At 71.7% G+C, this 24,290-nt stretch carries 24 protein-coding genes; 15 read left to right on the top strand and 9 right to left on the bottom strand.

Annotation, left to right across the window (positions count from 1 at the left end):
• Nucleotides 1-1,053: D-alanyl-D-alanine carboxypeptidase family protein (locus BU198_RS02980; protein WP_411293130.1), on the bottom strand; the 1,053-nt coding region annotated here is incomplete at its 3' end.
• A gap of 134 nt (nucleotides 1,054-1,187) precedes the next feature.
• Here BU198_RS02980 and BU198_RS02975 point away from each other — a divergent pair.
• On the top strand, nucleotides 1,188-1,445 hold the full coding sequence (locus BU198_RS02975; RefSeq protein WP_188295238.1) for an SCO4848 family membrane protein: 258 nt from the start codon (nucleotides 1,188-1,190) through the stop codon (nucleotides 1,443-1,445).
• 81 nt (nucleotides 1,446-1,526) lie between these two features.
• Here BU198_RS02975 and BU198_RS02970 read toward each other — a convergent pair whose 3' ends face one another.
• From BU198_RS02970 to BU198_RS02945, 6 genes are all read right to left on the bottom strand, one after another.
• Nucleotides 1,527-2,300 carry a succinate dehydrogenase iron-sulfur subunit gene (locus tag BU198_RS02970; protein WP_188295237.1) on the bottom strand — a complete coding sequence of 258 codons (774 nt, stop codon included), beginning with the start codon at nucleotides 2,298-2,300 and terminating at the stop codon, nucleotides 1,527-1,529.
• Nucleotides 2,300-4,042 (bottom strand): succinate dehydrogenase flavoprotein subunit, encoded by a 1,743-nt coding sequence (sdhA, locus tag BU198_RS02965; RefSeq protein WP_188295236.1) that lies wholly within the window; start codon nucleotides 4,040-4,042, stop codon nucleotides 2,300-2,302. Before sdhA ends, BU198_RS02970 begins: the two co-directional genes overlap by 1 nt.
• 51 nt (nucleotides 4,043-4,093) lie before the next feature.
• On the bottom strand, nucleotides 4,094-4,585 hold the full coding sequence (sdhD, locus tag BU198_RS02960) for a succinate dehydrogenase, hydrophobic membrane anchor protein (RefSeq protein ID WP_188295235.1): 492 nt from the start codon (nucleotides 4,583-4,585) through the stop codon (nucleotides 4,094-4,096).
• Between the two features lie 8 nt (nucleotides 4,586-4,593).
• Complete coding sequence (gene sdhC / locus BU198_RS02955; protein ID WP_074003919.1) at nucleotides 4,594-4,974, bottom strand: succinate dehydrogenase, cytochrome b556 subunit; 381 nt, start codon at nucleotides 4,972-4,974, stop codon at nucleotides 4,594-4,596.
• 315 nt (nucleotides 4,975-5,289) lie between these two features.
• The gene (locus BU198_RS02950) at nucleotides 5,290-5,775 is read right to left on the bottom strand and encodes a 2-oxo-4-hydroxy-4-carboxy-5-ureidoimidazoline decarboxylase (RefSeq protein WP_188295234.1); all 486 of its coding nucleotides are present in this window, start codon (nucleotides 5,773-5,775) and stop codon (nucleotides 5,290-5,292) included.
• A gap of 353 nt (nucleotides 5,776-6,128) precedes the next feature.
• Nucleotides 6,129-6,884, bottom strand: a complete 756-nt coding sequence (locus BU198_RS02945; RefSeq protein ID WP_188295233.1) for an SDR family oxidoreductase — start codon at nucleotides 6,882-6,884, stop codon at nucleotides 6,129-6,131.
• A 133-nt stretch (nucleotides 6,885-7,017) separates the two neighbouring features.
• Between BU198_RS02945 and BU198_RS02940 the strand changes: the two genes are divergently transcribed.
• The 10 genes from BU198_RS02940 to BU198_RS02900 all read left to right on the top strand — a co-directional run bounded on the left by BU198_RS02940 (nucleotide 7,018) and on the right by BU198_RS02900 (nucleotide 18,062).
• The gene (locus tag BU198_RS02940; protein ID WP_188295232.1) at nucleotides 7,018-8,607 is read left to right on the top strand and encodes a methylmalonyl-CoA mutase; all 1,590 of its coding nucleotides are present in this window, start codon (nucleotides 7,018-7,020) and stop codon (nucleotides 8,605-8,607) included.
• A gap of 212 nt (nucleotides 8,608-8,819) precedes the next feature.
• Nucleotides 8,820-10,073: an amidohydrolase gene (locus BU198_RS02935; protein ID WP_188295231.1), complete on the top strand. Its 1,254-nt coding sequence runs from the start codon at nucleotides 8,820-8,822 to the stop codon at nucleotides 10,071-10,073.
• Nucleotides 10,074-10,325: 252 nt separating this feature from the next.
• The gene (locus BU198_RS02930; protein ID WP_188295230.1) at nucleotides 10,326-11,384 is read left to right on the top strand and encodes a BMP family protein; all 1,059 of its coding nucleotides are present in this window, start codon (nucleotides 10,326-10,328) and stop codon (nucleotides 11,382-11,384) included.
• A 344-nt stretch (nucleotides 11,385-11,728) separates the two neighbouring features.
• Nucleotides 11,729-13,255 carry an ABC transporter ATP-binding protein gene (locus BU198_RS02925; RefSeq protein WP_188295240.1) on the top strand — a complete coding sequence of 509 codons (1,527 nt, stop codon included), beginning with the start codon at nucleotides 11,729-11,731 and terminating at the stop codon, nucleotides 13,253-13,255.
• A gap of 3 nt (nucleotides 13,256-13,258) precedes the next feature.
• Nucleotides 13,259-14,425 carry an ABC transporter permease gene (locus BU198_RS02920; RefSeq protein WP_188295229.1) on the top strand — a complete coding sequence of 389 codons (1,167 nt, stop codon included), beginning with the start codon at nucleotides 13,259-13,261 and terminating at the stop codon, nucleotides 14,423-14,425.
• Nucleotides 14,422-15,687 carry an ABC transporter permease gene (locus BU198_RS41780; RefSeq protein WP_223243846.1) on the top strand — a complete coding sequence of 422 codons (1,266 nt, stop codon included), beginning with the start codon at nucleotides 14,422-14,424 and terminating at the stop codon, nucleotides 15,685-15,687. Before BU198_RS02920 ends, BU198_RS41780 begins: the two co-directional genes overlap by 4 nt.
• On the top strand, nucleotides 15,684-16,094 hold the full coding sequence (locus tag BU198_RS02915) for a cytidine deaminase (RefSeq protein ID WP_317619936.1): 411 nt from the start codon (nucleotides 15,684-15,686) through the stop codon (nucleotides 16,092-16,094). Before BU198_RS41780 ends, BU198_RS02915 begins: the two co-directional genes overlap by 4 nt.
• A 96-nt stretch (nucleotides 16,095-16,190) precedes the next feature.
• The gene (locus BU198_RS02910; RefSeq protein WP_188295228.1) at nucleotides 16,191-17,468 is read left to right on the top strand and encodes a thymidine phosphorylase; all 1,278 of its coding nucleotides are present in this window, start codon (nucleotides 16,191-16,193) and stop codon (nucleotides 17,466-17,468) included.
• 46 nt (nucleotides 17,469-17,514) lie between these two features.
• Nucleotides 17,515-17,727: a hypothetical protein gene (locus tag BU198_RS02905; RefSeq protein WP_188295227.1), complete on the top strand. Its 213-nt coding sequence runs from the start codon at nucleotides 17,515-17,517 to the stop codon at nucleotides 17,725-17,727.
• Entirely contained in the window at nucleotides 17,724-18,062 is a 339-nt protein-coding gene (locus tag BU198_RS02900) for a helix-turn-helix domain-containing protein (protein ID WP_188295226.1), read from the top strand. Before BU198_RS02905 ends, BU198_RS02900 begins: the two co-directional genes overlap by 4 nt.
• A gap of 62 nt (nucleotides 18,063-18,124) precedes the next feature.
• Here the strand turns inward: BU198_RS02900 and BU198_RS02895 are convergent, their stop codons facing one another.
• Nucleotides 18,125-19,423: an MFS transporter gene (locus BU198_RS02895; RefSeq protein ID WP_188295225.1), complete on the bottom strand. Its 1,299-nt coding sequence runs from the start codon at nucleotides 19,421-19,423 to the stop codon at nucleotides 18,125-18,127.
• Nucleotides 19,424-19,515: 92 nt separating this feature from the next.
• Here BU198_RS02895 and BU198_RS02890 point away from each other — a divergent pair, with 92 nt between their 5' ends.
• From BU198_RS02890 to BU198_RS41775, 3 genes are all read left to right on the top strand, one after another.
• Nucleotides 19,516-20,484, top strand: coding sequence for a LysR family transcriptional regulator (locus BU198_RS02890; RefSeq protein WP_188295224.1), 969 nt, complete (start codon nucleotides 19,516-19,518; stop codon nucleotides 20,482-20,484).
• Between the two features lie 140 nt (nucleotides 20,485-20,624).
• Nucleotides 20,625-21,782, top strand: a complete 1,158-nt coding sequence (locus BU198_RS02885) for an adenosine deaminase (RefSeq protein ID WP_188295223.1) — start codon at nucleotides 20,625-20,627, stop codon at nucleotides 21,780-21,782.
• A gap of 241 nt (nucleotides 21,783-22,023) precedes the next feature.
• Nucleotides 22,024-22,395, top strand: coding sequence for an ATP-binding protein (locus BU198_RS41775; RefSeq protein WP_223243845.1), 372 nt, complete (start codon nucleotides 22,024-22,026; stop codon nucleotides 22,393-22,395).
• Nucleotides 22,396-22,549: 154 nt separating this feature from the next.
• Here the strand turns inward: BU198_RS41775 and BU198_RS02875 are convergent, their stop codons facing one another.
• Nucleotides 22,550-22,735, bottom strand: a complete 186-nt coding sequence (locus BU198_RS02875; protein ID WP_188295222.1) for a PspC domain-containing protein — start codon at nucleotides 22,733-22,735, stop codon at nucleotides 22,550-22,552.
• A 369-nt stretch (nucleotides 22,736-23,104) separates the two neighbouring features.
• On the opposite strand from BU198_RS02875, the gene BU198_RS02870 reads away from it, so the two are divergent.
• A partial coding sequence (locus BU198_RS02870) for a hypothetical protein (RefSeq protein ID WP_411293129.1) occupies nucleotides 23,105-24,290 on the top strand: 1,186 nt, incomplete at its 3' end.

Here is a 24,290-nt window from a genome sequence, read left to right as displayed (position 1 = left end):
GGCCGAGGGGTGCGGCGGTGGCGCGGGCGTGTCGGCGCCACTGGCCTGGCCGGTGGGCTCGGCGCCGCCCGGCGGCAGCTCGTCGACCAGCCGGCCGACCGGTTGGACCTTGCCGGCCGCGGCGAAGCCCCAGTCCAGCAGGGCGGCCGTCTCGTCGTACACCTTCTGGTAGCTCGCCGGGTGCATCACCGTCACCAGCAGCGTGCGGCCGTCCCGCTCGGCGGCGCCGACGAAGGTCGAGCCGGCGTTGGTGGTGGTCCCGTTCTTCACGCCGATCAGGCCCGGGTACTTGCCCAGCAGCCGGTCGGTGTTGGCGATCCCGAAGCTGCCGCGCTGCCCGGTGTTCTTGTCGACGCCGCCGGGGAACAGCGCGTCCCGGGTGGCGCAGTACGCCCGGAAGTCCGCGTTGCGCAGGCCGGCCCGGGCGAACAGCGACAGGTCGTAGGCCGAGGAGAGCTGGCCGTCCATGTCGTAGCCGTCCGGGGACACCACCCTGGTGTCCCGGGCCTGGAGCGCGTCGGCGCGCGCCTGCATCTCGGCGACGGTCTGCTGGACGCCGCCGTTCATGTGCGCCAGGACGTGCACCGCGTCGTTGCCCGAGCTCAGGAAGACCCCGCGCCACAGGTCCTCGACCCGGTAGTCCAGGTTCTCCTTGATGCCGACCAGGCTGCTGCCGGGGCCGATCCCCTGGATCTCCTCGTCGGCGACCCGGTGCACCGCGTTGCGGTCGAACTTGGGCAGCACGGTGTCGGCGAAGAGGATCTTCAGGGTGCTCGCCGGAGGCAGCCGGAGGTGCGGATTGCTGGCCGCCAGCACGTCGCCCGACGCCGCGTCGGAGACTATCCAGGACTGGCCGGTGAGTTCGGCGGGCAGTGGCGGGGCGCCCGGCTGCGGGGCGACCTGCACCCCGGGGAGCCCGAGCCGCTCGCCGCCGACCGCGGCCGACGGCGGCGGCTGCTGCGGAGTCGCGCCCGCCGGGGCGGCGAGCAGTACCGGCAGGGCCGCGGTGAGCGCGGCGCACAGGCGCGCGAACGTGTGACGGGGTGTGGGCACCAGCAGACCGTACCCACTCCGGGCGCCCGGCGCCCGCCCCTCCGGGCCCGTACTCCGCAGGAGGGGCCCGCCCTACGCCGATCGGCGGCCCGCGCATACTGGGGACGCACACCGCCTTCACATGCGAGGACCCCATGAAGCTCAGCCGCCGCACCTCCTGGTTCCTGACCGCCTTCGGGGTCTGGTCGATGATCATCTGGACGACCTTCGTCAAGAACCTTTGGAAGGACTCCGGCGGCCAGGCCTTCACCGACGGCGACCACTCCCAGCCCACCGCGTTCTTCTGGGTCCACCTCCTGCTGGCGATCACCTCCTTCGTGCTCGGCGTCGCCGTCGGCACCATCGGCCTGCGCGGTCTGCGCGCCACCCGCCGCACCCCGGCCACCGACTGAATTCCGCCCTGCGCCAGCAAACGCCGAGGGACCCCGCCCGATCGGAGGATCGGGCGGGGTCCCTCGGTACGGCGGGTGGGATCAGAAGCGGCGGGTGACCAGCGCCCGCTTCACTTCCTGGATCGCCTTGGTGACCTCGATGCCACGCGGGCAGGCCTCGGAGCAGTTGAAGGTGGTGCGGCAGCGCCACACGCCCTCACGGTCGTTGAGGATCTCCAGGCGCTGCTCGGCGCCCTCGTCGCGCGAGTCGAAGATGAAGCGGTGCGCGTTGACGATGGCGGCCGGGCCGAAGTACTGGCCGTCGTTCCAGAACACCGGGCAGGACGACGTGCACGCGGCGCACAGGATGCACTTGGTGGTGTCGTCGAAGCGCTCGCGGTCCTCGGCGGACTGCAGGCGCTCACGCGTCGGGTCGTTCCCCTTGGTGATGAGGAACGGCATGACGTCCTTGTACGCCTGGAAGAACGGGTCCATGTCCACGACCAGGTCCTTGAGGACCGTCAGGCCCTTGATGGCCTCGATCGTGATCGGCTTCTCCGGGTTGACGTCCTTGATCAGGGTCTTGCACGCCAGCCGGTTGCGGCCGTTGATGCGCATGGCGTCGGAGCCGCAGATGCCGTGCGCGCAGGAACGGCGGTAGGTGAGGGTGCCGTCCTGCTCCCACTTGATCCTGTTGAGCGCGTCCAGGACGCGCTCCTTCGGGTCCAGCGTCAGCTGGTAGTCGACCCACACCGGGTCCGGGTGCTCCTCCGGGTTGAACCGGCGGATCCGGAAGGTGACGGTGATCGGCTGGACGGCACCGGCTTCGACCGCGTCCAGAGCGGCCGAGTGCGTCTCCACGGTCGGAGTGCTCATCAGTACTTACGCTCCATCGGCTGGTAGCGGGTCGTGACGACCGGCTTGTAGTCGAGGCGGATGGAGGTGCTGCCGTCGGCGGCGACCTCCTGGTACGCCATGGTGTGCTGCATGAACTTCACGTCGTCACGGGTCGGGAAGTCCTCGCGGTAGTGGCCGCCGCGGGACTCCTCGCGGGCCAGCGCGGAGACGGCCAGCACCTCGGCCAGGTCGAGCAGGTTGCCCAGCTCGACGGCCTCCAGCAGGTCCGTGTTGTAGCGGAAGCCCTTGTCCTGGATCGAGATGTTCTTGTAGCGCTCCTTCAGCGCGGCGATGTCCTCGACCGCCTGCTTCAGGGTGGCGCCGGTGCGGTACACCATCGCGTTGGTGTCCATGCTCTCCTGGAGCTCCTTGCGGATCTGCCCCACGGACTCGGTGCCGGTCGCCTCGCGCAGCTTGTCGACCAGGCCCTGGACCAGCTCTTCCGGGTTCTCCGGCAGCGGCACGAACTCGTTGGCGTTGGCGTAGTCGGCGGCGGCGATGCCCGCGCGACGGCCGAACACGTTGATGTCCAGCAGCGAGTTGGTGCCCAGGCGGTTGGCGCCGTGCACGGAGACGCAGGCGACCTCGCCGGCCGCGTACAGGCCCGGGATGGCCTCCGTGTTGTTGCGCAGGACCTCACCCTCGACGTTGGTCGGGATGCCGCCCATGGCGTAGTGCGCGGTGGGCTGGATCGGGATCGGGTCCGTGTAGGGCTCGATGCCGAGGTAGGTGCGCGCGAACTCGGTGATGTCCGGCAGCTTGGCGTCCAGCTGCTCCGGCGGCAGGTGGGTCAGGTCCAGGTAGACGTGGTCGCCCTCGGGACCGCAGCCGCGGCCCTCGCGGATCTCGGTGTAGATCGCGCGGGAGCAGACGTCACGGGACGCGAGGTCCTTCATGACCGGGGCGTAGCGCTCCATGAAGCGCTCGCCGTCCTTGTTGCGGAGGATGCCGCCCTCGCCGCGGGCGCCCTCGGTGAGCAGGATGCCCATGCGCCAGATGCCCGTCGGGTGGAACTGGAAGAACTCCATGTCCTCCAGCGGCAGGCCGCGGCGGTAGACCAGGGCCTGGCCGTCACCGGTGAGGGTGTGGGCGTTGGAGGAGACCTTGAAGAACTTGCCGGTGCCGCCGGAGGCGAACACGACCGACTTGGCCTGGAAGACGTGGATCTCGCCGGTGGCCAGCTCGTACGCGACGACGCCGGCCGTCTTGCCCTCGTTGAGCAGCAGGTCGAGGACGTAGAACTCGTTGAAGAACTCGACGCCGTGCTTGACGCAGTTCTGGAACAGCGTCTGGAGGATCATGTGACCGGTGCGGTCGGCCGCGTAGCACGAGCGGCGGACCGGGGCCTCGCCGTGGTTGCGGGAGTGACCGCCGAAGCGGCGCTGGTCGATCCGGCCCTGCTCGGTGCGGGAGAAGGGCAGACCCATCTTCTCCAGGTCGAGGACGGCGTCGATGGCCTCCTTGCACATGATCTCGGCGGCGTCCTGGTCGACCAGGTAGTCACCGCCCTTGACCGTGTCGAAGGTGTGCCACTCCCAGTTGTCCTCCTCGACGTTGGCCAGGGCGGCGCACATGCCGCCCTGGGCCGCGCCGGTGTGGGACCGGGTCGGGTAGAGCTTGGTCAGGACGGCGGTGCGGCTGCGCTGCGTCGACTCGATGGCCGCGCGCATGCCGGCGCCGCCGGCGCCGACGATGACGGTGTCGTACTGGTGAATCTGCATGGGGGTTTAACTCGCCTCTGGCCTCTGCCGATGGTCGATGGTGCTCGCGGCTCAGATGTTGGGATCGAAGGTGAAGATCACCAGGGTGCCGAGCAGCACGGTGAAGACCGTGGCGACACCCATGAGTCCCTTGAGCCAGAGCCGGGTCGAGTCCTTCTCGGCGTAGTCGTTGATGACCTGACGCATGCCGTTGGCGCCGTGCAGCATGGCGAGCCAGAGCATCAGCAGGTCCCAGCCCTGCCAGAACGGCGAGGCCCAGCGGCCGGCCACGAAGGCGAAACCGATCTTGGAGACGCCACCGTCGAGGATCAGCATGATGAACAGGTGGCCGAGGATCAGCGCGACCAGGACGACACCGGACAGGCGCATGAAGAGCCAGGCCAGCATCTCGAAGTTGGTGCGGGTGCGACGCGGCGTCTTCTTGGTCCGCTTGCGCGGGGGCTCGATGACGAACGCGTCGGCCGGGTTGCCGGTGCCCAGTCCCTTGCCGGTGTGCGCCTGCTTGGAGGGGACGACGATGGCGTCGGAGATTTCCGTGGACATGTCTCGGCTCACTTCCCGAACCAGGAGATCAGCGTGTGCTGGAGGATCCCGTAGAAGGAACCGGCCATCAGGACGACCCAGACTCCGACGACGCTCCAGAGCATCTGCTTCTGGTACTTCGGGCCCTTGGACCAGAAGTCCACCGCGACGACGCGCAGGCCGTTCAGGGCGTGGAACAGGATGGCGGCCACCAGGCCGTACTCCATCAGGTTCACCAGGGGAGTCTTGTACGTCTGGATGACGGTGTCGTAGGACTCCGGCGACACTCGCACGAGGGCGGTGTCCAGGACGTGGGCGAACAGGAAGAAGAAGATGAGGACGCCGGTGACTCGATGAGCCACCCAGCTCCACATGCCTTCCCGGCCGCGGTACAGCGTTCCAGCCGGCACGGAAAAACCCTCCGGAAGCGATTGGGGGCTCGGCCGGCTTCGGTGTCGGTCAGCCCGGCCGGGTACGGTCCACCGGCCGCCAGCATCCTATCGACGCCTTGTGGTGAACCGCCTCCGGGGGTCCCAGGTGTGATCAATCAGGCACTTCTGGCCTAGTGCGGCGGGAACCGGGGCGGCTTTTGTCACGGCGAGTGAGGGCGTAACCGCGCCCCGCACCCGGGAGGTGCGGGGCGTGACGGGTCGGCGCTCACTCGCGCGGGTGAATTCACGAGTGAACTCACCCGCGCGGGTGAAACGGGGACAGCGGACGCCGGCTCAGCGCGCCGCGGCCTCCGTGTGGGTGGCGACCAGGTGCTCCAGGCGGGTGAGGGCGATCCGGCGGAGTTCGTCGGCCGCGATCAGCCGCTCCTCGTCCGGGTCGTTGGCGAGGCGGGTGCGGATGGAGGAGAGCACGGTGTCGAGCATCTCCTCCGGGACGACGCGTTCCAGGCAGACCACGAAGACGTGGCCGAACCGCGCCTCGTACGCGGCGTGCGCTGCCCGCAGTGCGGTGTGCGCGGCCTGGCTGCCGGGGGCCCGCATGCCGAGCAGCGGCTGCGGCATCCAGCCCTCGTCGGCCAGTGCCTCGGCGAGGTCGGCGGGGCGGAGGTCGTAGGAGGCCTCGCTGGCGGCTGCCAGCAGGGACTCGATGTCGGGGTAGGGGCGGTGTGCGGTGAGCCGCAGAGCCCAGCGGTGGCTGCCGCAGCAGGCCAGCAGGGCCTCCTCGGCGGCGCCGGCGTCGGCTTCGTTGAAGCGGTGCAACCCGAGGAGGGTCGGCTCTGTTCTGACGTCGAGCCGCTGTGGCGGGATGTCGGTGGCCAGCGGGTCCTCCTCGTGAGGGCGGGAAGGTGCCGGTGAAGTGGGGTGGTGAGACGGGTGGAGTAGGGCCGCGGAGGGGCGCTCGGGCGCCGGTCCGACTGCGCCTCCAAGGTAGTTGAGCGGTCATCAGTTGGGGAGGGCGCGCGCCGAATTCATCCGGACGAGCTATCAAGTTGTGACGTTGACACCTGGGCGTCAGCGCCCTCCCCGTCTTCCTCTGATAATCGGCTCCGCCGAAGTCCGCATATCGAATTCCGAATGCCGAACGTTCGGTCGTCGCGGGCCCCGGCCGGGATTCAGCCGCGGTGGACCTTGTGGTTGGCGGCCTGCGCCCGGGGGCGGACCACCAGCAGGTCGATGTTCACGTGCGGGGGCCGGGTCACCGCCCACGCCACGGTGTCCGCCACGTCCTCCGAGGTGAGCGGTTCGGCCACGCCCGCGTACACCGCGGCGGCCTTCTCCTCGTCGCCGCGGAAACGGGTGACCGCGAAGCCCTCGGACTTCACCATGCCGGGCGCGATCTCGATCACCCGGATCGGCTCCCCGCACAGCTCCAGCCGCAGCGTGGCCGCGATGGTGTGCGCGGCGTGCTTGGCGGCGACGTACCCGCCGCCGCCCTCGTACGCGGCCAGCGCGGCGGTCGAGGAGAGCACCAGTACCGTGCCGTCGCCGGTGGCCCGCAGGGCCGGCAGCAGGGCCTGGGTCACGTGCAGCACGCCGAGCACGTTCACCTCGTACATGGCCCGCCAGTCGGCCGGGTCGCCGTGCTCGACGGTCTCGGCGCCGATCGCGCCGCCGGCGTTGTTCACCAGGACGTCCACCCGGCCGACCGCGGCGGCGAAGGCGTCCACGGCGGCCCGGTCGGTGACGTCCAGCGTGACCGCCCGCGCCGAGCCGCCGCGGCCGCCGATCTCCTCGGCGAGCGCCTCGATCCGGTCGGTGCGGCGGGCGGTCAGCACCACGTCGAAGCCCTCGGCGGCCAGCCGGCGGGCGGTCGCCGCGCCGATTCCGCTGCTGGCACCGGTGACCACGGCCACCTTCTGCTCGGTCATTGCCACTCCCTGGGGCTCGTCGGTCGTTCACCCGATCATCTCAACCGCGCCGTCGCCCCGGCGGGCCGGTCGCGTCACAGCGGAGGGAACCCCGATATTGCGAGGACCCCGCTCCCCAGTTCCGGAGGACCCCATGGCAGCCGAGCCGCGCCGCGCCGAGTCGGGCTTCGCGATCGAACCGCTCTACGGCCCCGGGTCCCCGGCCGGCCGGGACGCCGGCGCCCGGCTGGGCCGGCCGGGGGAGTACCCCTACACCCGGGGCGTCTATCCGACGATGTACACCGGCCGGCCCTGGACCATGCGCCAGTACGCGGGCTTCGGCACCGCCGCCGAGTCCAACGCCCGCTACCGGCAGCTGATCGCCGGCGGCGGCACCGGTCTCTCGGTCGCCTTCGACCTGCCCACCCAGATGGGCTACGACTCGGACGCGCCGCTCGCCGCGGGGGAGGTCGGCAAGGTGGGCGTCGCGGTGGACGGCGTCGAGGACATGGCGGTGCTGTTCCAGGGCATCCCGCTCGGCGGGGTGTCCACCTCGATGACCATCAACGCGCCCGCCGCCCTGCTCCTGCTCCTCTACCAACTGGTCGGCGAGGCCCAGGGAGTGGCGCCGGCGGCGCTCACCGGCACGGTCCAGAACGACGTGCTGAAGGAGTACATCGCCCGCGGCACCTACATCTTCCCGCCGCAGCCCTCGCTGCGGCTGGTGGCCGACGTGTTCCGGTACTGCCGGGCCGAGATCCCGCGCTGGAACACCATCTCCATCTCCGGCTACCACATGGCCGAGGCCGGGGCCGATCCCGCCCAGGAGGTCGCCTTCACCCTGGCCAACGGCATCGCCTACGTCCGCACCGCGCTCGCCGCCGGAATGGCGGTGGACGACTTCGCGCCCCGGCTCTCGTTCTTCTTCGTGGCCCGGACGACGCTGTTGGAGGAAGTGGCCAAGTTCCGTGCCGCACGCAGGATCTGGGCCGGAATCATGCGGGACGGATTCGGCGCGCGCGACCCGCGCTCGCAGATGCTGCGCTTCCACACCCAGACCGCGGGAGTGCAGCTCACCGCCCAGCAGCCCGAGGTCAACCTGGCCCGGGTGACCGTGCAGGCGCTCGCCGCGGTGCTCGGCGGCACCCAGTCGCTGCACACCAACGGCTTCGACGAGGCCATCGCGCTGCCCACCGAGAAGGCCGCCCGGCTCGCCCTGCGCACCCAGCAGGTGCTCGCGTACGAGACCGACGTGACCGCCACCGTCGACCCGTTCGCCGGCTCCTACGCCGTCGAGTCGCTCACCGACGAGGTGGAGGCCGCCGTGCGGGTGCTGATGGACCGGATCGAGGAGCAGGGCGGCGCGGTGGCCGCGATCGAACGGGGCTACCAGAAGGGCGAGATCGAGCGCACCGCCTACCGGATCCAGCGGGAGACCGACTCCGGCGAGCGGACGGTGGTCGGCGTCAACCGCTTCCGGTCGGACGCGGAGGAGCCCTACCGGCCGCTGCGGGTGGACCCGGTGATCGAGGCGCGGCAGGCGCGGCGGCTGGCCCGGCTGCGGGCCGAGCGCTCCGCCGGCGCCGTCACCCGGACGCTGGACGCGCTGCGCCGCGCCGCCGGGGGGACGGACAACGTGCTGTACCCGATGAAGGAGGCGCTGGCCGCCCGGGCCACCGTCGGCGAGGTGTGCGACGCGCTGCGCGGGGTGTGGGGGACGTACGAGCCGGTGGAGCGCTTCTGACGGTCCGTCGAACACCCGTCAACCTGCCGGTGCCGCCCGGGAAGTGGCGGCCGTGACCGCCGGCCCGGGGGATCGTTGCACAGGTCACGCGACCCGGGGAAGGCGACTGAAACGAGATGTCATACCCACCTGTCCGGCCGGTATGCGCCCATCCGGGCACTAGTTTTCCGGAAGTCGGGCCAAATCCCCCCAACAGGCCTACGATTGGGGAGATGAACCGTCCTGAGCCCGCTCAGTCGGGCGTCACTCTCGCCATCGCACGCCCCGCCGCCGATCTGCGCGAGCGGGTCCGGGCGCTGGAGCCCGAGCTGATCGCCTTCCGCCGTGATCTGCACCGGCACCCGGAGTTGGGCCGCCAGGAGTTCCGTACCACCGGGCTGCTGCGCGACCGGCTGGTGGCCGCCGGCCTCGACCCCCGGGTGCTGCCCGGCGGCACCGGAATGCTGGTCGACATCGTCCCGCCCGGCACCGCCCCGGGAACGGAGTTCCTGGCCTTCCGCGCCGACATCGACGCGCTGCCGATCGACGACGCCAAGACCGACGTGCCGTACCGCTCCACCGTTCCCGGCCGGGCCCACGCCTGCGGCCACGATGTGCACACCTCGGTGCTGCTCGGCACCGGCCTGGTGCTGGCCGAGGCGCTCCGCGCCGGCGAACTGCGCCGCCCCGTCCGGCTGGTGTTCCAGCCCGCGGAGGAGGTCATGCCGGGCGGCGCGCTGGACGTGGTCAAGGCCGGCGGGATGGCGGGCGTCGGGCGGATCTTCGCGGTGCACTGCGACCCCAAGGTGGAGGTCGGCCGGATCGCCCTGAAGGTCGGGGCGATCACCTCGGCCTGCGACCGCCTGGTGCTCCACCTGGACGGGCCGGGAGGGCACACCGCCCGCCCGCACCTGACCACCGATCTGGTCACCGCCGTCGCCCGGATGGCCGCCGATCTCCCGGGGGCGCTGGCCCGCCGGATGGACCCGCGCTGGGGCGTCAGCCTGGTCTGGGGCCGGATCGCCTCCGGCTCCGCGCCCAACGTCATCCCGCAGCACGCCGAACTGGAGGGCACCGTCCGCTGCCTGGAGCTGGACGGCTGGCGCGAGGCGCCGGACCTGCTGCACGAGCTGATCGCCAAGGTGGCCGAGACCCACCGGGCCAAGTGGACGCTGGACTACCACCGCGGGGTGCCGCCGGTGGTGAACGAGGCGGTCTCGGTCGCGCGGCTGGACGCGGCGATGAACGCCCGGTTCGGGAGCGACGGGGCCCAGGTGGTGGAGGGCACCGAGCAGAGCCTGGGCGGTGAGGACTTCTCCTGGTACCTGGAGCACGCCCCGGGGGCCCTGGCCAGGCTGGGCGTCCGCGCTCCCGGCGACGCCACCGTCCGGGACCTGCACCAGGGCCGGTTCGACGTGGACGAGCGGGCGATCGGCATCGGCGTGGAGCTGTTCTCGGCGCTGGCCCTGGAGGCGGACGGCAACTGACGGCGGACCCGGGGGCGGTGCGGCCGGCCCGTTCCGGAACCGTCGGATCCGGGGCTCCGGGACGGTTTCGTAGACTGGCCGGACCGACCTCGGATCACCGTCCGCGTGGGGGATAGAGCGTCGGGGAGAACATCAGACCACGGTTTGATAACAACCCGAACGCTCCGGCACCCTGTAACACAACCGTGTTCTACGCGCGTTACGGTGGCGTCCGACCGCGCCAAACGGGTGCGTGTAGAAGGAGATATCCCCTTGCGCCGTTCAATGAAGCTCGCCGCGGTTGTGCTCTCGGGTTCCCTGGGCATGGCCTCGCTCGCCGCTTGCGGCGCAAAGAGCACCGACTCCTCCTCCGGCTCGGGCGACGGTTCGCTCAAGGTCGGCCTGGCCTACGACATCGGCGGCCGTGGCGACCAGTCGTTCAACGACTCCGCCGCCCGCGGCCTGGACAAGGCCAAGTCGGAGCTGGGCGTCTCCGTGACCGAGGCCGAGGCGAAGCCGGGCGAGGCCGAGGCCGACAAGGAGACCCGCCTCAAGAACCTGATCGACGGTGGCTACAAGACCATCGTCGCGGTCGGCTTCGTCTACCAGCCGGCGGTCAACAAGGTCGCCAAGGACAACCCGAACGTCAAGTTCGCGATCATCGACTCGAACGACAAGGACCAGCCGGCCAACGTCACCTCGCTGCTCTTCGCCGAGCAGGAGGGTTCGTACCTGGCCGGTGTCGCCGCCGCGAACAAGTCGAAGAGCAAGCACGTCGGCTTCATCGGCGGTGTGCAGTCCGAGCTGATCAAGAAGTTCGAGGCCGGTTACAAGGCGGGTGTGAAGTTCGTCGACCCGAACATCACGGTCGAGACCACCTACCTGACCACCCCGCCGGACTTCACCGGCTTCACCTCGCCCGACAAGGGCAAGGAGGCCGCCCAGGGCCAGCTCGACAAGGGCGCGGACGTCATCTACACCGCCGCCGGCTCCTCCGGCAACGGTGCCATCGAGGCCGTCGCCAACAAGTCGGGCGCCCTGGCCATCGGTGTCGACTCCGACCAGGCCAACCAGCCGGCCCTGGCGAAGTACAAGAACAGCATCCTGACCTCGATGGTCAAGAACGTCGACACCGCGGTGTTCTCGTACATCGACTCGGTCAAGAAGGGCCAGAGCCCGACCGGCGTCAAGCTGTTCGACCTGAAGTCCGACGGTGTCTCGCTCGCCACCACCGGCAACAAGATCGACGACATCCAGGACAAGCTGAAGGCCGCCGCCGAGTCGATCAAGTCCGGCGCCACCACCATCCCGACCGCGCCGGCCGCCCAGTAACGACCGCGCGTCCCGGACGCCGCAGCGCCGCCGCCTGCCAGGCAGCGCGACGCATCCACACAGTTCACGGGAGGGGCCCGGCAGGGTGCGCTCAACGCGTACCCCCGGGCCCCGTTCCGTCTCTCCGTTTCCCTTGGCCCTCCGTGCGCAACGACGCGCCTCCAGACCACCAGGAGATCGCCATCACCGCATCCGATCCCGTCCCCCTGCGCAAGGACGGAACCCCCAGCGCGGGGGCGGCGACACCGGCCGTCGAACTGCGCGGCATCACCAAGCGCTTCCCGGGTGTCGTGGCCAACCACGACATCAACCTCACCGTCCGCACCGGCACCGTGCACGCCCTGATGGGTGAGAACGGCGCCGGCAAGTCGACGCTGATGAAGATCCTCTACGGCATGCAGAAGCCGGACGAGGGCACCATCGCGATCAACGGCGAGCCGTGCGAGTTCAACACCCCCGGCGACGCCATCGCCCGCGGCGTCGGCATGGTGCACCAGCACTTCATGCTCGCCGACAACCTCACGGTGTGGGAGAACGTCGTCCTCGGCGGCGAGAAGCTCCACGGCATCGGCGCCAGGGCGAAGGCGAAGATCAGGGAGATCTCCGACCAGTACGGCCTGGGCGTGCGCCCGGACGCCCTGGTCGAGGACCTCGGGGTCGCCGACCGCCAGCGCGTCGAGATCCTCAAGGTGCTGTACCGCGGCGCCAGGATCCTGATCCTCGACGAGCCCACGGCCGTGCTGGTCCCGCAGGAGGTCGACGCGCTGTTCGACAACCTGCGCGACCTCAAGTCCGAGGGCGTCACCGTCATCTTCATCTCGCACAAGCTGCACGAGGTGCTCGCGGTGGCCGACGCGATCAGCGTCATCCGGCGCGGCACCACGGTCGGCGACGCCGACCCGAAGGCCGTCACCGCCCGCCAGCTCGCCGAGCTGATGGTCGGCGCCGAGCTGCCCTCCCCGGAGAGCCGCGAGTCGACCGTCACCGACACCGTGATGCTCGACGTCGAGGGCCTGCGGATCGCCAAGACCGACGCCGAGGGCATCGAGCGCGTCGTCCTGGACGACATCTCGCTGCGCATCCACAAGGGCGAGATCCTCGGCATCGCCGGCGTCGAGGGCAACGGCCAGGCCGAACTGGTCGAGGCCATCATGGGCATGCTGCCGCTGAACGCCGGCACCGTGACCCTGGACGGCGAGGACCTCTCCGGCGCCCAGACCCGGTCCCGCCGCGAGGCCGGCATCGGCTACATCCCCGAGGACCGCCACCGGCACGGCCTGCTGCTGGAGGCCCCGCTCTGGGAGAACCGCATCCTCGGTCACGTCACCGAGGCGCCCAACTCCAAGGGCCTGCTGCTCGACCGGGCCGCCGCCCGTACGGACACCTGGCGGATCGTCGAGGAGTACGACGTCCGCACTCCCGGCATCGAGGTCACCGCGGCCTCGCTCTCCGGCGGCAACCAGCAGAAGCTGATCATCGGCCGCGAGATGAGCCACCGGCCCAAGCTGCTGATCGCCGCCCACCCGACCCGCGGTGTGGACGTCGGCGCGCAGGCGCAGATCTGGGAGCACATCCGGGTCGCCCAGCGGGCCGGCCTGGCCGTCCTGCTGATCTCCGCCGACCTGGACGAGCTGATCGGCCTGTCCGACACCATCCGGGTCGTCTACCGCGGCCGCCTGGTCGCCGACGCCGACCCGGCCACCGTCACCGCCGAGGACCTCGGTACCGCGATGACCGGTGCCGCCAGCGGCCACCTGGAGTCCGAGCCGGAGGCCGTCGCCGAGGCGCAGGCCGTCGCGGCCGAGGGCACCGAGGCCGAGGCCGGGCACCAGCCCACCGACACCGCCGACGACCCGCAGGCGGGGGAGTAACCCATGACCAGTCCCAACCCCGCCGCCGCGAAGCCCGGCCTGGCGCAGCGGTTCAGCGGCGAGCGGATCGCGCTGGCCCTGGCCGCGCCGGTGCTCGCGATCGTGCTGTCCCTCGTGATCTGCTCCGCCCTGCTGGCCACCTCGGGCAAGAACCCGTTCGACGCGTGGAACGTGATGATCACGTACGCCACCAAGGCGGACGGCCAGGTGAACATCCTCAACCGGACCACCACCTACTACCTGGCCGCCGCGGCCGCCGCGTTCGGGTTCCGGATGAACCTGTTCAACATCGGCGTCGAGGGCCAGTACAAGGTCGCGGCGCTGTTCGCGGCCTTCGTCGGCGGCCAGCTCGACCTGCCGGCGTTCATCCAGATCCCGCTGCTGCTCATCACCGCGATGCTGGTCGGCGGTCTGTACGCGAGCATCGCCGGCCTGCTCAAGGTCTACCGCGGCGTCAGCGAGGTCATCTCGACCATCATGCTGAACTCGATCGCGACCGCGATCGTCGGTGTGCTGCTCGTCCCGGGGATCTTCGCGCCCAAGGTCAGCGGCACCAGCAACTCGATCCAGACCGAGAAGGTCTCGGAGTCCAGCCACTTCTTCTCGATCGAGACGGACGGCGGCAGGCTCTGGGGCTTCCTGATCGTCGCCGTCGTGGTCGGCGTGGTCTTCCAGTTCGTGCTGACCCGCACCCGCTTCGGCTTCGACCTGCGGGCCACCGGCCGTTCGGAGACCGCCGCCACCGCCTCCGGCGTCAACGTCAAGAAGATGGTCGTCGTCTCGATGGTCGTCTCCGGCGCGATCGCCGGCCTGATCGGCCTGCCGGAGCTGCTGCAGAACTCGTACTACTTCGGCCAGACCTTCCAGCCCGGCCTGGGCTTCCTGGGCATCTCGATCGCCCTGCTCGGCCGGAACAGCCCGATCGGCATCGCCTTCGCGGCGCTGCTGTTCGCCTTCCTGGACGCCGCCGGCTCGGTGCTGCCGCTGCCCATGAACGGCGAGTTCCCCTTCGAGATCGTCGACGTCATGAAGGGCACCATCGTCATCTGCGTCGTCGTCGCGTACGAGCTGGTGCGTCGCTACGGCCTGACCCGCCAGCAGAAGCGGGTCGGCGCCGAGCTCGCCGCCCAGGCTGCCGCGAACAGTGAGAAGAAGGAGGTGTCCGCATGACCACGGCCACCGCTGCGCGTCCGAAGGCGTCGGGCGCACCCGCGAAGAAGCGCAAGCTGTCCTGGCCGGTGGTGCTCCTGCTGATCGCGGGTGCCCTGGTGCTGTTCTCGGCCGTGGGCATGGCCACCGGCAGCCACTCGCTGACCTCCTCCGGGCAGGTCACCGCCGCCCTCGGTGCCGCCGTGCCGATCGGCATGGCCGGTCTCGGCGGTCTCTGGTCCGAGCGGGCCGGTGTGGTCAACATCGGTCTCGAAGGCATGATGGTCGCCGGCACCTTCTGCGGCGCCTGGGCCGGCTACCTGGTCAACCCGTGGGTCGGCCTGCTGGCCGGCATGGCGGGCGGCGCGCTCGGCGGTCTGCTGCACGCGCTCGTCACCGTCACCTTCGGCGTCGACCACATCGTCTCGGGCGTCGGCATCAACCTGCTGATCCCCGGTATCTGCGCGTACGTCAACCGGATCTACTACAAGGACTACGTCTCGGTCGGTGCCGGCCAGAACCAGTCCCCGCCGGCCGATCCGCTGCCGTACATCACCGTCCCCGGCCTGTCCTCCTGGCTCAAGGACATCGAGACCCACCACTGGTTCTTCGTCTCGGACGTCGCGGGCGTGCTCGGCGGCCTGGTCACCAACATCTCGGTGGTCGTGCTGCTGGCCGCCGCGCTGATCGTGGCCAGCTACTTCGCGCTCTGGCGCACGGTGTTCGGCCTGCGGCTGCGCTCCTGCGGTGAGAACCCGACCGCCGCCGAGTCGCTGGGCGTCAACGTCTACAAGTACAAGTACCTGGCGGTCGTCGCCTCCGGCGCCTTCGCGGGCCTCGGCGGCGCGTACCTCTCGCTGGTCGCCGCGCACTTCTACAAGGACGGCCAGACGGCGGGCCGGGGCTTCATCGGCCTCGCCGCGATGATCTTCGGCAACTGGATGCCCGGCGGCCTCGCCATGGGCGCCGGCCTGTTCGGCTTCACCGACAGCCTCCAGCTGCGTGACCCGGAGTCGGTGCACGTGCTGATCCTGATCGTCGGCATCGCGATGATCCTGCTTGCGCTCTGGCACCTGTACCGCCGCAAGTACGTCTCGACGGCGATCGCCGCCGCGGCGGCCGCCGGTCTGATCGCCTGGTACGCGTTCACCGACGAGGTGCAGCGCCCGCTGATCGTCGCCACGCCGTACGTGATCACCCTGGTGGTGCTCGCGCTGGCCTCGCAGCGGCTGCGGATGCCGAAGGCGGACGGCCAGATCTACCGCAAGGGCCAGGGCAAGTGACCGCCCCGGTGCCCGCGGCGCCGCCCGCGGTCGACTGGGAGCTGCTGCGCACGGCGGCGCGCGAGGCCATGGGCCACGCGTACGCGCCGTACAGCAGGTTCCCGGTCGGCGCGGCCGCGCTGGTGGACGACGGCCGGGTGGTCACCGGCTGCAACGTGGAGAACGCCTCGTACGGGCTCGGGCTGTGCGCCGAGTGCGGGCTGGTGTCCGCGCTGCACGCCTCCGGCGGCGGCCGGCTGGTCGCCTTCACCTGTGTGGACGGCGCCGGCGAACTGCTGATGCCGTGCGGGCGCTGCCGCCAGCTGCTGTACGAGCACGGCGGCCCCGGGCTGCTGATCGAACTCGCCTCGGGAGTCAAGCCGATGAGTGAGGTCCTGCCCGACGCGTTCGGGCCGGAGCGGCTCTAGCCCCGGCAATTGTTACGCGCGTAGAGTGTCGCGAGTGGGCCGGAACCCGGTCATCTCGCGACACTCTTCGCTTTTGAAACCCCTCTTGGAGCACGCATGGACGCCATCTCCGTCATCAGGACCAAGCGCGATCGCGGAGAACTGAGCGACGCTCAGATCGACTGGGTCATCGACGCCTACACCCGCGGCGAGGTCGCCGACGAGCAGATGTCCGCGCTGGCGATGGCGATCCTGCTCAACGGGATGCAGTCGCGCGAGATCAGCCGCTGGACCGACGCCATGATCCGCTCCGGCGTCCGGATGGACTTCTCCTCGCTGCCGCTGCCCACCAGCGACAAGCACTCCACCGGCGGCGTCGGCGACAAGATCACCCTGCCGCTCGCCCCGCTGGTCGCCGCCTGCGGCGCCGCCGTCCCGCAGCTGTCCGGCCGCGGCCTCGGCCACACCGGCGGCACCCTGGACAAGCTGGAGTCCATCCCCGGCTGGCGCGCCCTGCTCTCCAACGAGGAGATGCTCGACGTGCTGCGCTCCGTCGGCGCGGTGATCTGCGCCGCGGGCGACGGCCTGGCGCCGGCCGACAAGAAGCTGTACGCGCTGCGCGACGTCACCGGCACCGTCGAGGCGATCCCGCTGATCGCCTCCTCGATCATGTCCAAGAAGATCGCCGAGGGCACCGGCGCGCTGGTCCTGGACGTCAAGGTCGGCTCCGGGGCGTTCATGAAGAACCTGGAGGACGCCCGCGAACTGGCCCGCACCATGGTCGGCCTGGGCACCACCGCCGGGGTCAACACCGTCGCCCTGCTCACCGACATGTCCACCCCGCTCGGCCTCACCGCGGGCAACGCGCTGGAGGTCAGGGAGTCCCTGGAGGTGCTGGCGGGCGGCGGCCCGGCCGACGTCGTCGAGCTGACCCTCGCGCTCGCCCGCGAGATGCTCGCCGCGGCCGGCGTGCATGGCAAGGACCCGGCGGACGCGCTGCGCGACGGCTCCGCGATGGACCACTGGCGCCGCATGATCGCCGCCCAGGGCGGCGACGTGGACGCCCCGCTCCCGGTCGCCCGCGAGCAGCACGTCATCCCGGCGCCCGCCTCCGGCGTGCTCACCGCGTTGGACGCCTACGCGATCGGCGTCTGCGCCTGGCGCCTGGGCGCCGGCCGCGCCCGCAAGGAGGACCCGGTCCAGGCCGGCGCCGGCGTCGAGATGCACGCCAAGCCGGGCGACACCGTGGTGGCGGGCCGGCCCCTGCTGACCCTGCACACCGACACCCCGGAGCGCTTCGACTACGCGATCGAGGCCCTGTCCGGCGCCATCGAGGTCGCCCCGGCCGGCACGGCGTTCACCCCGAACCCGATCGTCCTCGACCGCATCGCGTAGTCATACGACTACTCCATGTGCGGCAGTGTGGTCTGCGCTGCCGCACATGGGAGTCGACCGCTTCGTGGTCGAGATCGAACCTGAGGTCCGTGACTGGCTCACGGCGCTTCCGGCGCGGCACTATGCCTTGGTCGAGGGCCGCATCGATCTCCTGGCTGAGGTCACCCGGGCGTCGTGGGCGCAGAAGACCTGTGAGTCGGAACATTCCCCGGCGCACGAAGAGTTCAGCCGGATCGTCAGGTACGGAGAGCAGTGGTGAACCACGCACAGTGGAAGACCCGCCGCACGCGCGAGCTGCTGGGCGAGCAGGTGCAGGACAGTCCCGAGATGGCTGCGTATCGGCTGGAGATCCGATACTCCATGGCGTTCGGGCAGGCTCTCTACGACCGCCGCACGGCTCTCGGCCTCTCCCACGCCGAGGTCGCCCGGCGTGCGGGGATGACGGAAGAAGAGGTCGAATGCATCGAGGAAGCCGGCACCGTGCCGACGCTTCCGCTGCTGCAGCGGCTGGCGGGCGCGTTGGAATCGGAGCTCGACATCCACGTCACGCCTGACACTGAGGCCGCCGTCCGCTTCCATGCCCCGGCTGCCTGAGTAGGCGATGAGGAGCCCGCACCCGCCCCCGGGTGCGGGCTCCTTCGTTTGGGTCCTGGCTCTCACGCCCGGGAGCGGGCCGAGGTCATCCGCCTCGCCGTGTGGGCCTGGCGGGTGGCGTAGAGGGTGACGGCGGCGGCGAGGGCCATGGCGGTGAGGCCGACGGTGGCGGCGCCGGGCCAGCCGGTGGCGTGGTAGGCGTCCGCGCCGAGGGTGCCGCCGACGCTGTTGCCGAGGTAGTAGGCGATCAGGTACAGGGCGGAGGCCTGGGCGCGGCCCTCGGTGGCGGTGCGGCCGACCGAGGAGGAGGCGGTGGCGTGGCCGGCGAAGAAGCCGGCGGTGATCAGGACCAGGCCGAGCAGGGCGCAGGCCAGGGACTCGGCGAGGGAGAGCAGCAGGCCGGCCGCGGTCACGCCGACGGAGACGTAGAGGGCGCCGCGCCGGCCGAGCCGGGCGGAGAGCCGGCCGGCCGCGGCGGAGGTGCCGGTGCCGACCAGGTAGACCACGAAGATCGAGGCGGCGATCGACTCCGGCAGGTGGAACGGCGCGCCGATCAGCCGGTAGCCGACGGTGTTGTAGACCGCGCCGAACACCGCCATGAACAGCATCCCGAGCAGGTACAGCCGTACCAGCAGCGGGTTGCGCAGGTGCCGTCCGACGGTGCGGGCGAGCGCGCGGGCGTCCACCGGGGCCGGGGTGAAGTGCCGGGCGGCGGGGATCAGCAGCCGGAAGGCGAGGGTGGCGAGCAGGGCGAGGACGGCGGAGGCGGCGAGGCCCCAGCGCCAGCCGAGCCCGGCGGCGGTCCAGCCGGAGATCAGCCGGCCGCCCATCCCGCCGATGCTGTTGCCGGCCACGTACAGGCCCATCGCGGAGGGCAGCGCGCCGGGGCGGACCTCCTCGGCGAGGTAGGCCATGGCGGTGGCGGGGAGTCCGGCGAGGGCGGCGCCCTGGAGGACCCGCAGCGTGACGAGGGTGGTGAGGTCGGGGGCGAACGGCAGGGCGAGGGCGAGTGCGGAGGCGGCGAGGGTGGAGGCCGTCATCACCGCGGTGCGGCCGTACCTGTCGGACAGCGCGCTGGCCGGGAGCAGCCCGAGGGCGAGGCCGAGGGTGGCGGCGGAGGCCGTCCAGCTGGCCTGGCCGGGGGTGAGGTCGAGGTCGGCCGAGAGGACCGGCAGCAGGCCCTGGGTGGAGTAGAGCAGGACGAACGTCGCGACGCCGGCGGCGAACAGGGCGAGGTTGGCGCGGCGGAAGGCGCGCTGCCCGGGGCCGAGGCGGTCGTCCGCGGGGGCGGCCGAGGGGGAGGGGTCGGGGGCGGGGGCATCCGGGGCGGTCACGGATGCCCTGGTATCGGAGGGCTGCATGGCGTCGACGGTAGGCCTGCCGCCTTTGATGCGTCCAATGCATGAAGCGGGGATGATCGATGCACTGGCGTATGAGTCGAGGTGGTGACGGAATGGCGGGTGCCGAACCGGTGGACGGCGGCGAGCAGCGGTACCGGGTCGCCGAGTTGGGGCCGGAGGAGCCGGCCGTGCTGCTGGCGCCCCGGCTGGCCAGGTTCGCGGCGGTGGCCCGGCTGGAGCACGTGACCCAGGCGGCGGCGCTGCTCGGGGTGCCGCAGCCGACGCTGTCGCGCGCGGTGGCCGGGCTGGAGGAGGACCTGGGGGTGGACCTGCTGGCCCGTCAGGGCCGTACGGTCCGGCTGACCAGGGCGGGCCGGTTGCTGCTGGCCTCGGTGGAGCGGGCGCTGGCCGAGGTGGAGCGCGGCGCCGCGGCGGCCAGGGCGGCGGCGGACCCGGCGGTGGGCCTGGTGGCCTTCGGCTTCCTGCACACGATGGGGCCGGACGCGGTGCCGGCGCTGCTGCGGGGCTTCCGGGCGGCGCACCCGCGGGTGCGGTTCCAGCTGGTGCAGGACTACGGTGCGGCGATGCTGGAGCGTTTGCGGGCGGGGGAGTTGGACCTCTGTCTGGTCGCGCCGCTGCCGGAGGACCCGGCGTTCACCGCCCGCCTGCTGGACGAGCAGCGGCTGAACCTGGTCGTCCCGGCGGACCACCGGCTGGCCGGGCGGCGGCGGATCCGGCTGGCGGAGGTGGCCGAGGAGCCGTTCGTCGGGCTGGAGCAGGGGTACGGGCTGCGCGCGATCACGGACGGCTTCTGCGCGGAGGCCGGCTTCGTCCCCAGGCCGGCGTTCGAGGGGGAGGAGGCGGAGACGCTGCGCGGGCTGGTGGCGGCCGGGCTGGGGGTGGCGCTGCTGCCGCCGGCCCTGGTGCCGCGGCCCGGGGTGGTGGAGCTGGAGGTGACGGCGCCGCGCACCCGGCGGGCGATCGGGCTGGCCTGGGTGGCGGGGCGGCCGCTGAGCCCGCCGGCCGCGGCCTTCCGGGACTTCGTGCTCTCCCGGCGCGGGCGGTTGTTGCAGCACGACTGACGTCTTTGCGGGCGCTCGCCGTGACGGGCTGACGCTTTGGTGGATCGTATGGACCGGCCGGTGGAATTCCCGGTGGAGTTTGGACCATCCGGTGGTGTCGACGGTGGTGGGTCTACGCGCGTAGGGGCTATATTTCCGCAATGGAACAGCAGATCCCCGTCACCACCGCGGGCACGGGCCCGCGCATCCCCACCGCCGACCAGATCCGCCGCGCGCCGAAGGTCCTCCTGCACGACCACCTGGACGGCGGGCTGCGCCCGGAGACCGTGGTCGAGCTGGCCGCCGCCTGCGGCTACCAGGGCCTGCCCACCACCGACCCCAAGGAACTCGGCGAGTGGTTCCGCGAGGCCGCCGACTCCGGCTCGCTGGTCCGCTACCTGGAGACCTTCGCGCACACCTGCGCCGTGATGCAGACCCGTGAGGCGCTGATCAAGGTCGCCGCGGACTGCGCCGAGGACCTGGCCGCCGACGGCGTCGTGTACGCCGAGGTCCGCTACGCCCCCGAGCAGCACCTGGAGGCCGGGCTGACCCTGGACGAGGTCGTCGAGGCCGTCCAGGAGGGCTTCCGCCTCGGCGAGGCCAACGCCCGTGAGGCCGGCCACCGGATCCGCGTCGGCACCCTGCTGACCGCGATGCGGCACGCCGCCCGCTCCACCGAGATCGCCGAACTGGCCAACCGCTACCGGGACCAGGGCGTGGTCGGCTTCGACATCGCGGGCGCCGAGGCCGGCTACCCCCCCACCCGCCACCAGGCCGCCTTCGACTACCTCAAGGGCGAGAACAACCACTTCACGATCCACGCGGGCGAGGCCTTCGGCCTGCCGTCGATCTGGGAGGCCCTCCAGTGCTGCGGCGCCGACCGGCTCGGCCACGGGGTGCGGATCGTCGACGACATCACGGTCGGCGAGGACGGCGGCGTCGAGCTCGGCCGGCTGGCCGCGTACGTGCGCGACAAGCGCATCCCGCTGGAGATGTGCCCGACCTCCAACATCCAGACCGGCGCCGCCTCCTCCTACGCCGAGCACCCGATCGGGCTGCTCAGCCGGCTGAAGTTCCGGGTCACCGTGAACACCGACAACCGGCTGATGAGCGGCACCAGCATGAGCCGGGAGTTCGGCCACGTGGTGGAGGCCTTCGGCTACACGCTGGGGGACCTGGAGTGGTTCACGGTGAACGCGATGAAGTCCGCGTTCCTGCCCTTCGACGAGCGGCTGGCGATGATCAGCGACGTGATCAAGCCGGGGTACGCCGAGCTGAAGGCGGAGTGGCTGTTCAGCGCGGGCACCGGCGGCAACTGAGCCGGTGGGTGAGGTGCCGGTGGGCGAGGTGCCGGTCCGGCCGGTCGGATGAACGCGACGTTCCTGCAAGCGAGTTGGCGTTCATCTGACTACTCACTCGAGTGAGTGAACACCCTTTGGTTCCCGCGCGACCTGCTCACTACGGTGTGCCAGTCACTGCCGACACGCGCTGCGACGGTCGCCCGTCCGTCGCTCCCTCGCGCGAAGTCGGCCACCGACGAGGACCCAAAGGGGACCAACCATGAAGCAGGCTCTCAAGGCCGCCGGCACCGCGGCTCTCGGTATCGCCATCGCGGCGGTCGGCGCCGGCGTCGCCTCCGCGGCTGACGGCCAGGCGGCCGGCGGCCTCGGGCTGCCCACCGGGGCGATCACCAACCCCGCGGTGACCGGCGCGGTCACCGACACCGCCGCCAAGCTGCCCGGTGCCGACAAGGTCACCGGCACGCTGGGCACCCTCGCCCCGACCGTCGGCAAGGCCGTCCCGGTCGGCGACACCCCGCTGGCCGGCGTCACCCAGCAGCGCGCCGCCCTCCCGACCGTCCCGGGCCTGGACAAGACCCCGGTCGGCGGGCTGACCGGTCTGCTCCCGGGCCTCCCCGGTCTGGCCGGCTGAGCCGGAACCCACGGCACGGCGACGGGCCGTCCACCCCGGGATCTCCGGGGCGGGCGGCCCGTCGGCGTTCGCCGGGGTCGCGGCGTCCGCCGGGCCCGGCGGACGCGCTCGACGCATCCCGGGCCGCCCCGCGCACGTCTTCCGGCCGCCCGGCTCACGGTTCCTGGGGGAGCAGCAGCCAGAGGGCCAGGTAGAGCAGGAACTGCGGTCCTGGCAGCAGGCAGGACAGCAGGAAGATCAGCCGGACGGTCCACGGGGTCAGGCCGAAGCGTTCGGCGATCCCGGCGCAGACGCCGGCGAGGACACGGTTGTGGCGGGGACGGGCGAGACGCGCACTCATGGCCTACTCCGTACGGTGGCGGCCCGGTCCGGGCGGTCCGGCGGGCTACTTCCATGGTCCGTCGCCGCGGCCGGGGATCCTCCGTCCAGCAGGTGATTTCCCAGCCCCGAGGGGTCACCGGGGAGGCGTAGCCGGGTGTCGGGGTCGTTCTCAGGGTGACCCTGAGGGCCGGGGGAGCCTCCTCGGACATCCGGGCCGGAAGGGTGTCGGGCCGGGTCCGTTCGGGAGCCGGGAAGCGGCTCGATAGGATGCCGCCGATCGCAGTCGGCCGGGGGCGGACCGAGAGACCGGCATCGGTGTGGAACGACCTCTCGTGCAAGCGATTTCACGTCCTGACGGGTTCCATCCGAATTCTCTCGTGAGGTTGAGTTGCGCATTCGGCACCGCAGACTCCTGGCCGCGACCGCTGCCGTCGCGCTGGCCTCCGCCCTGGCCGTGGTCGAGGCTCCGGCCGGCTTCGCCGCGGAGGAGGCCGTCCTGGCGGTCCGGGACGTCCAGCCCCGGCCGTCGCCGGTCGTGATCGCCTTCAGTGGCCTTCCCGGCACCGTCCGGGCGGGCGGCGCGCCGGTGGAGTTCTCCGTGACGCTCAGGAACACCGCCGACCACCCGCTGTCCGTCCCGTCCTCGGTCTTCACCGTCGGGGACACCGGGACCGGCACCCGGCAGAGCCAGTTCAGGCTGGAGTACCAGTCGCCCGGTGCCACCCGGTGGCAGGACGCCCGGGTGGACGCCGCGGACGCCCGGGCCCGCTGGACGTTCGACCAGCCCGCGGTGCTGTCGCTGGCGGCCGGCGCCGAGGCCGGCTACCGGCTGCGGCTCACCGTCACCGCCGACGCCCCGGCCGGCCGGGTGGCGCCGGGCTTCGACTCCGTGGTCTCCGATCCGGCCCTGCCGCCGGAGCAGCGCACCACGTCGGCGAGCAGCGGCCACCCGGACCTGGTCATAGCCCCGGCGGTGGCGCCCACCAGCCCGCCCACGACTCCGCCGGCCACCCCCGCGGCCACCGTGGAGGCCGGGTTCGACTCGGTGCCCGTCTCCTTCACCGCGGGCGCGGAGGCGAAGCCGTTCAGGCTGGTCCTCACCAACCGGAGCGGCCGGCCGCTGCGGGTCCTGCCCGCGGTCGTGTTCCAGGGGGAGTCCGAACTCCCGTCGGACGTGGTCGGGTTGGAGTTCCGCGCCGCCGACGGGCAGTGGCGGGGCGCCACCCGCGTCGGCAGCCAGGAGCACCCGACCTGGCTCTACTGCACGCTGCGGACCGGGGACAGGAACGCCGACACCGTCACGCTGGCGAACGGCGAGAGCTACACGATCGAGCTCCGGCTGGCCTTCACCAAGGACGCCCCGCCCCGCGCCGAATCCCTGACGGCCCTCGCGGGCACCCTGCCCGGGGAGGGTGAGAGCGCGGCCGAGGCGGTGGGCCAGGAGGCCGACTTCATCATCGTGGCCGCGGCGACCGCCCCGCCCGCGCCGACCTCCTCGGCCACCGGCCGGGCCCCGGTCGCGACCGAGCCGTCCACCGCCCCGGTCGTCCCGGCCGCGGCGGCCGCGACGCCCG

Source organism: Streptomyces sp. CBMA156 (assembly GCF_014596515.1).
Lineage (GTDB): Bacteria > Actinomycetota > Actinomycetes > Streptomycetales > Streptomycetaceae > Kitasatospora.
This window is presented reverse-complemented; position numbering and strand designations above follow the sequence as displayed.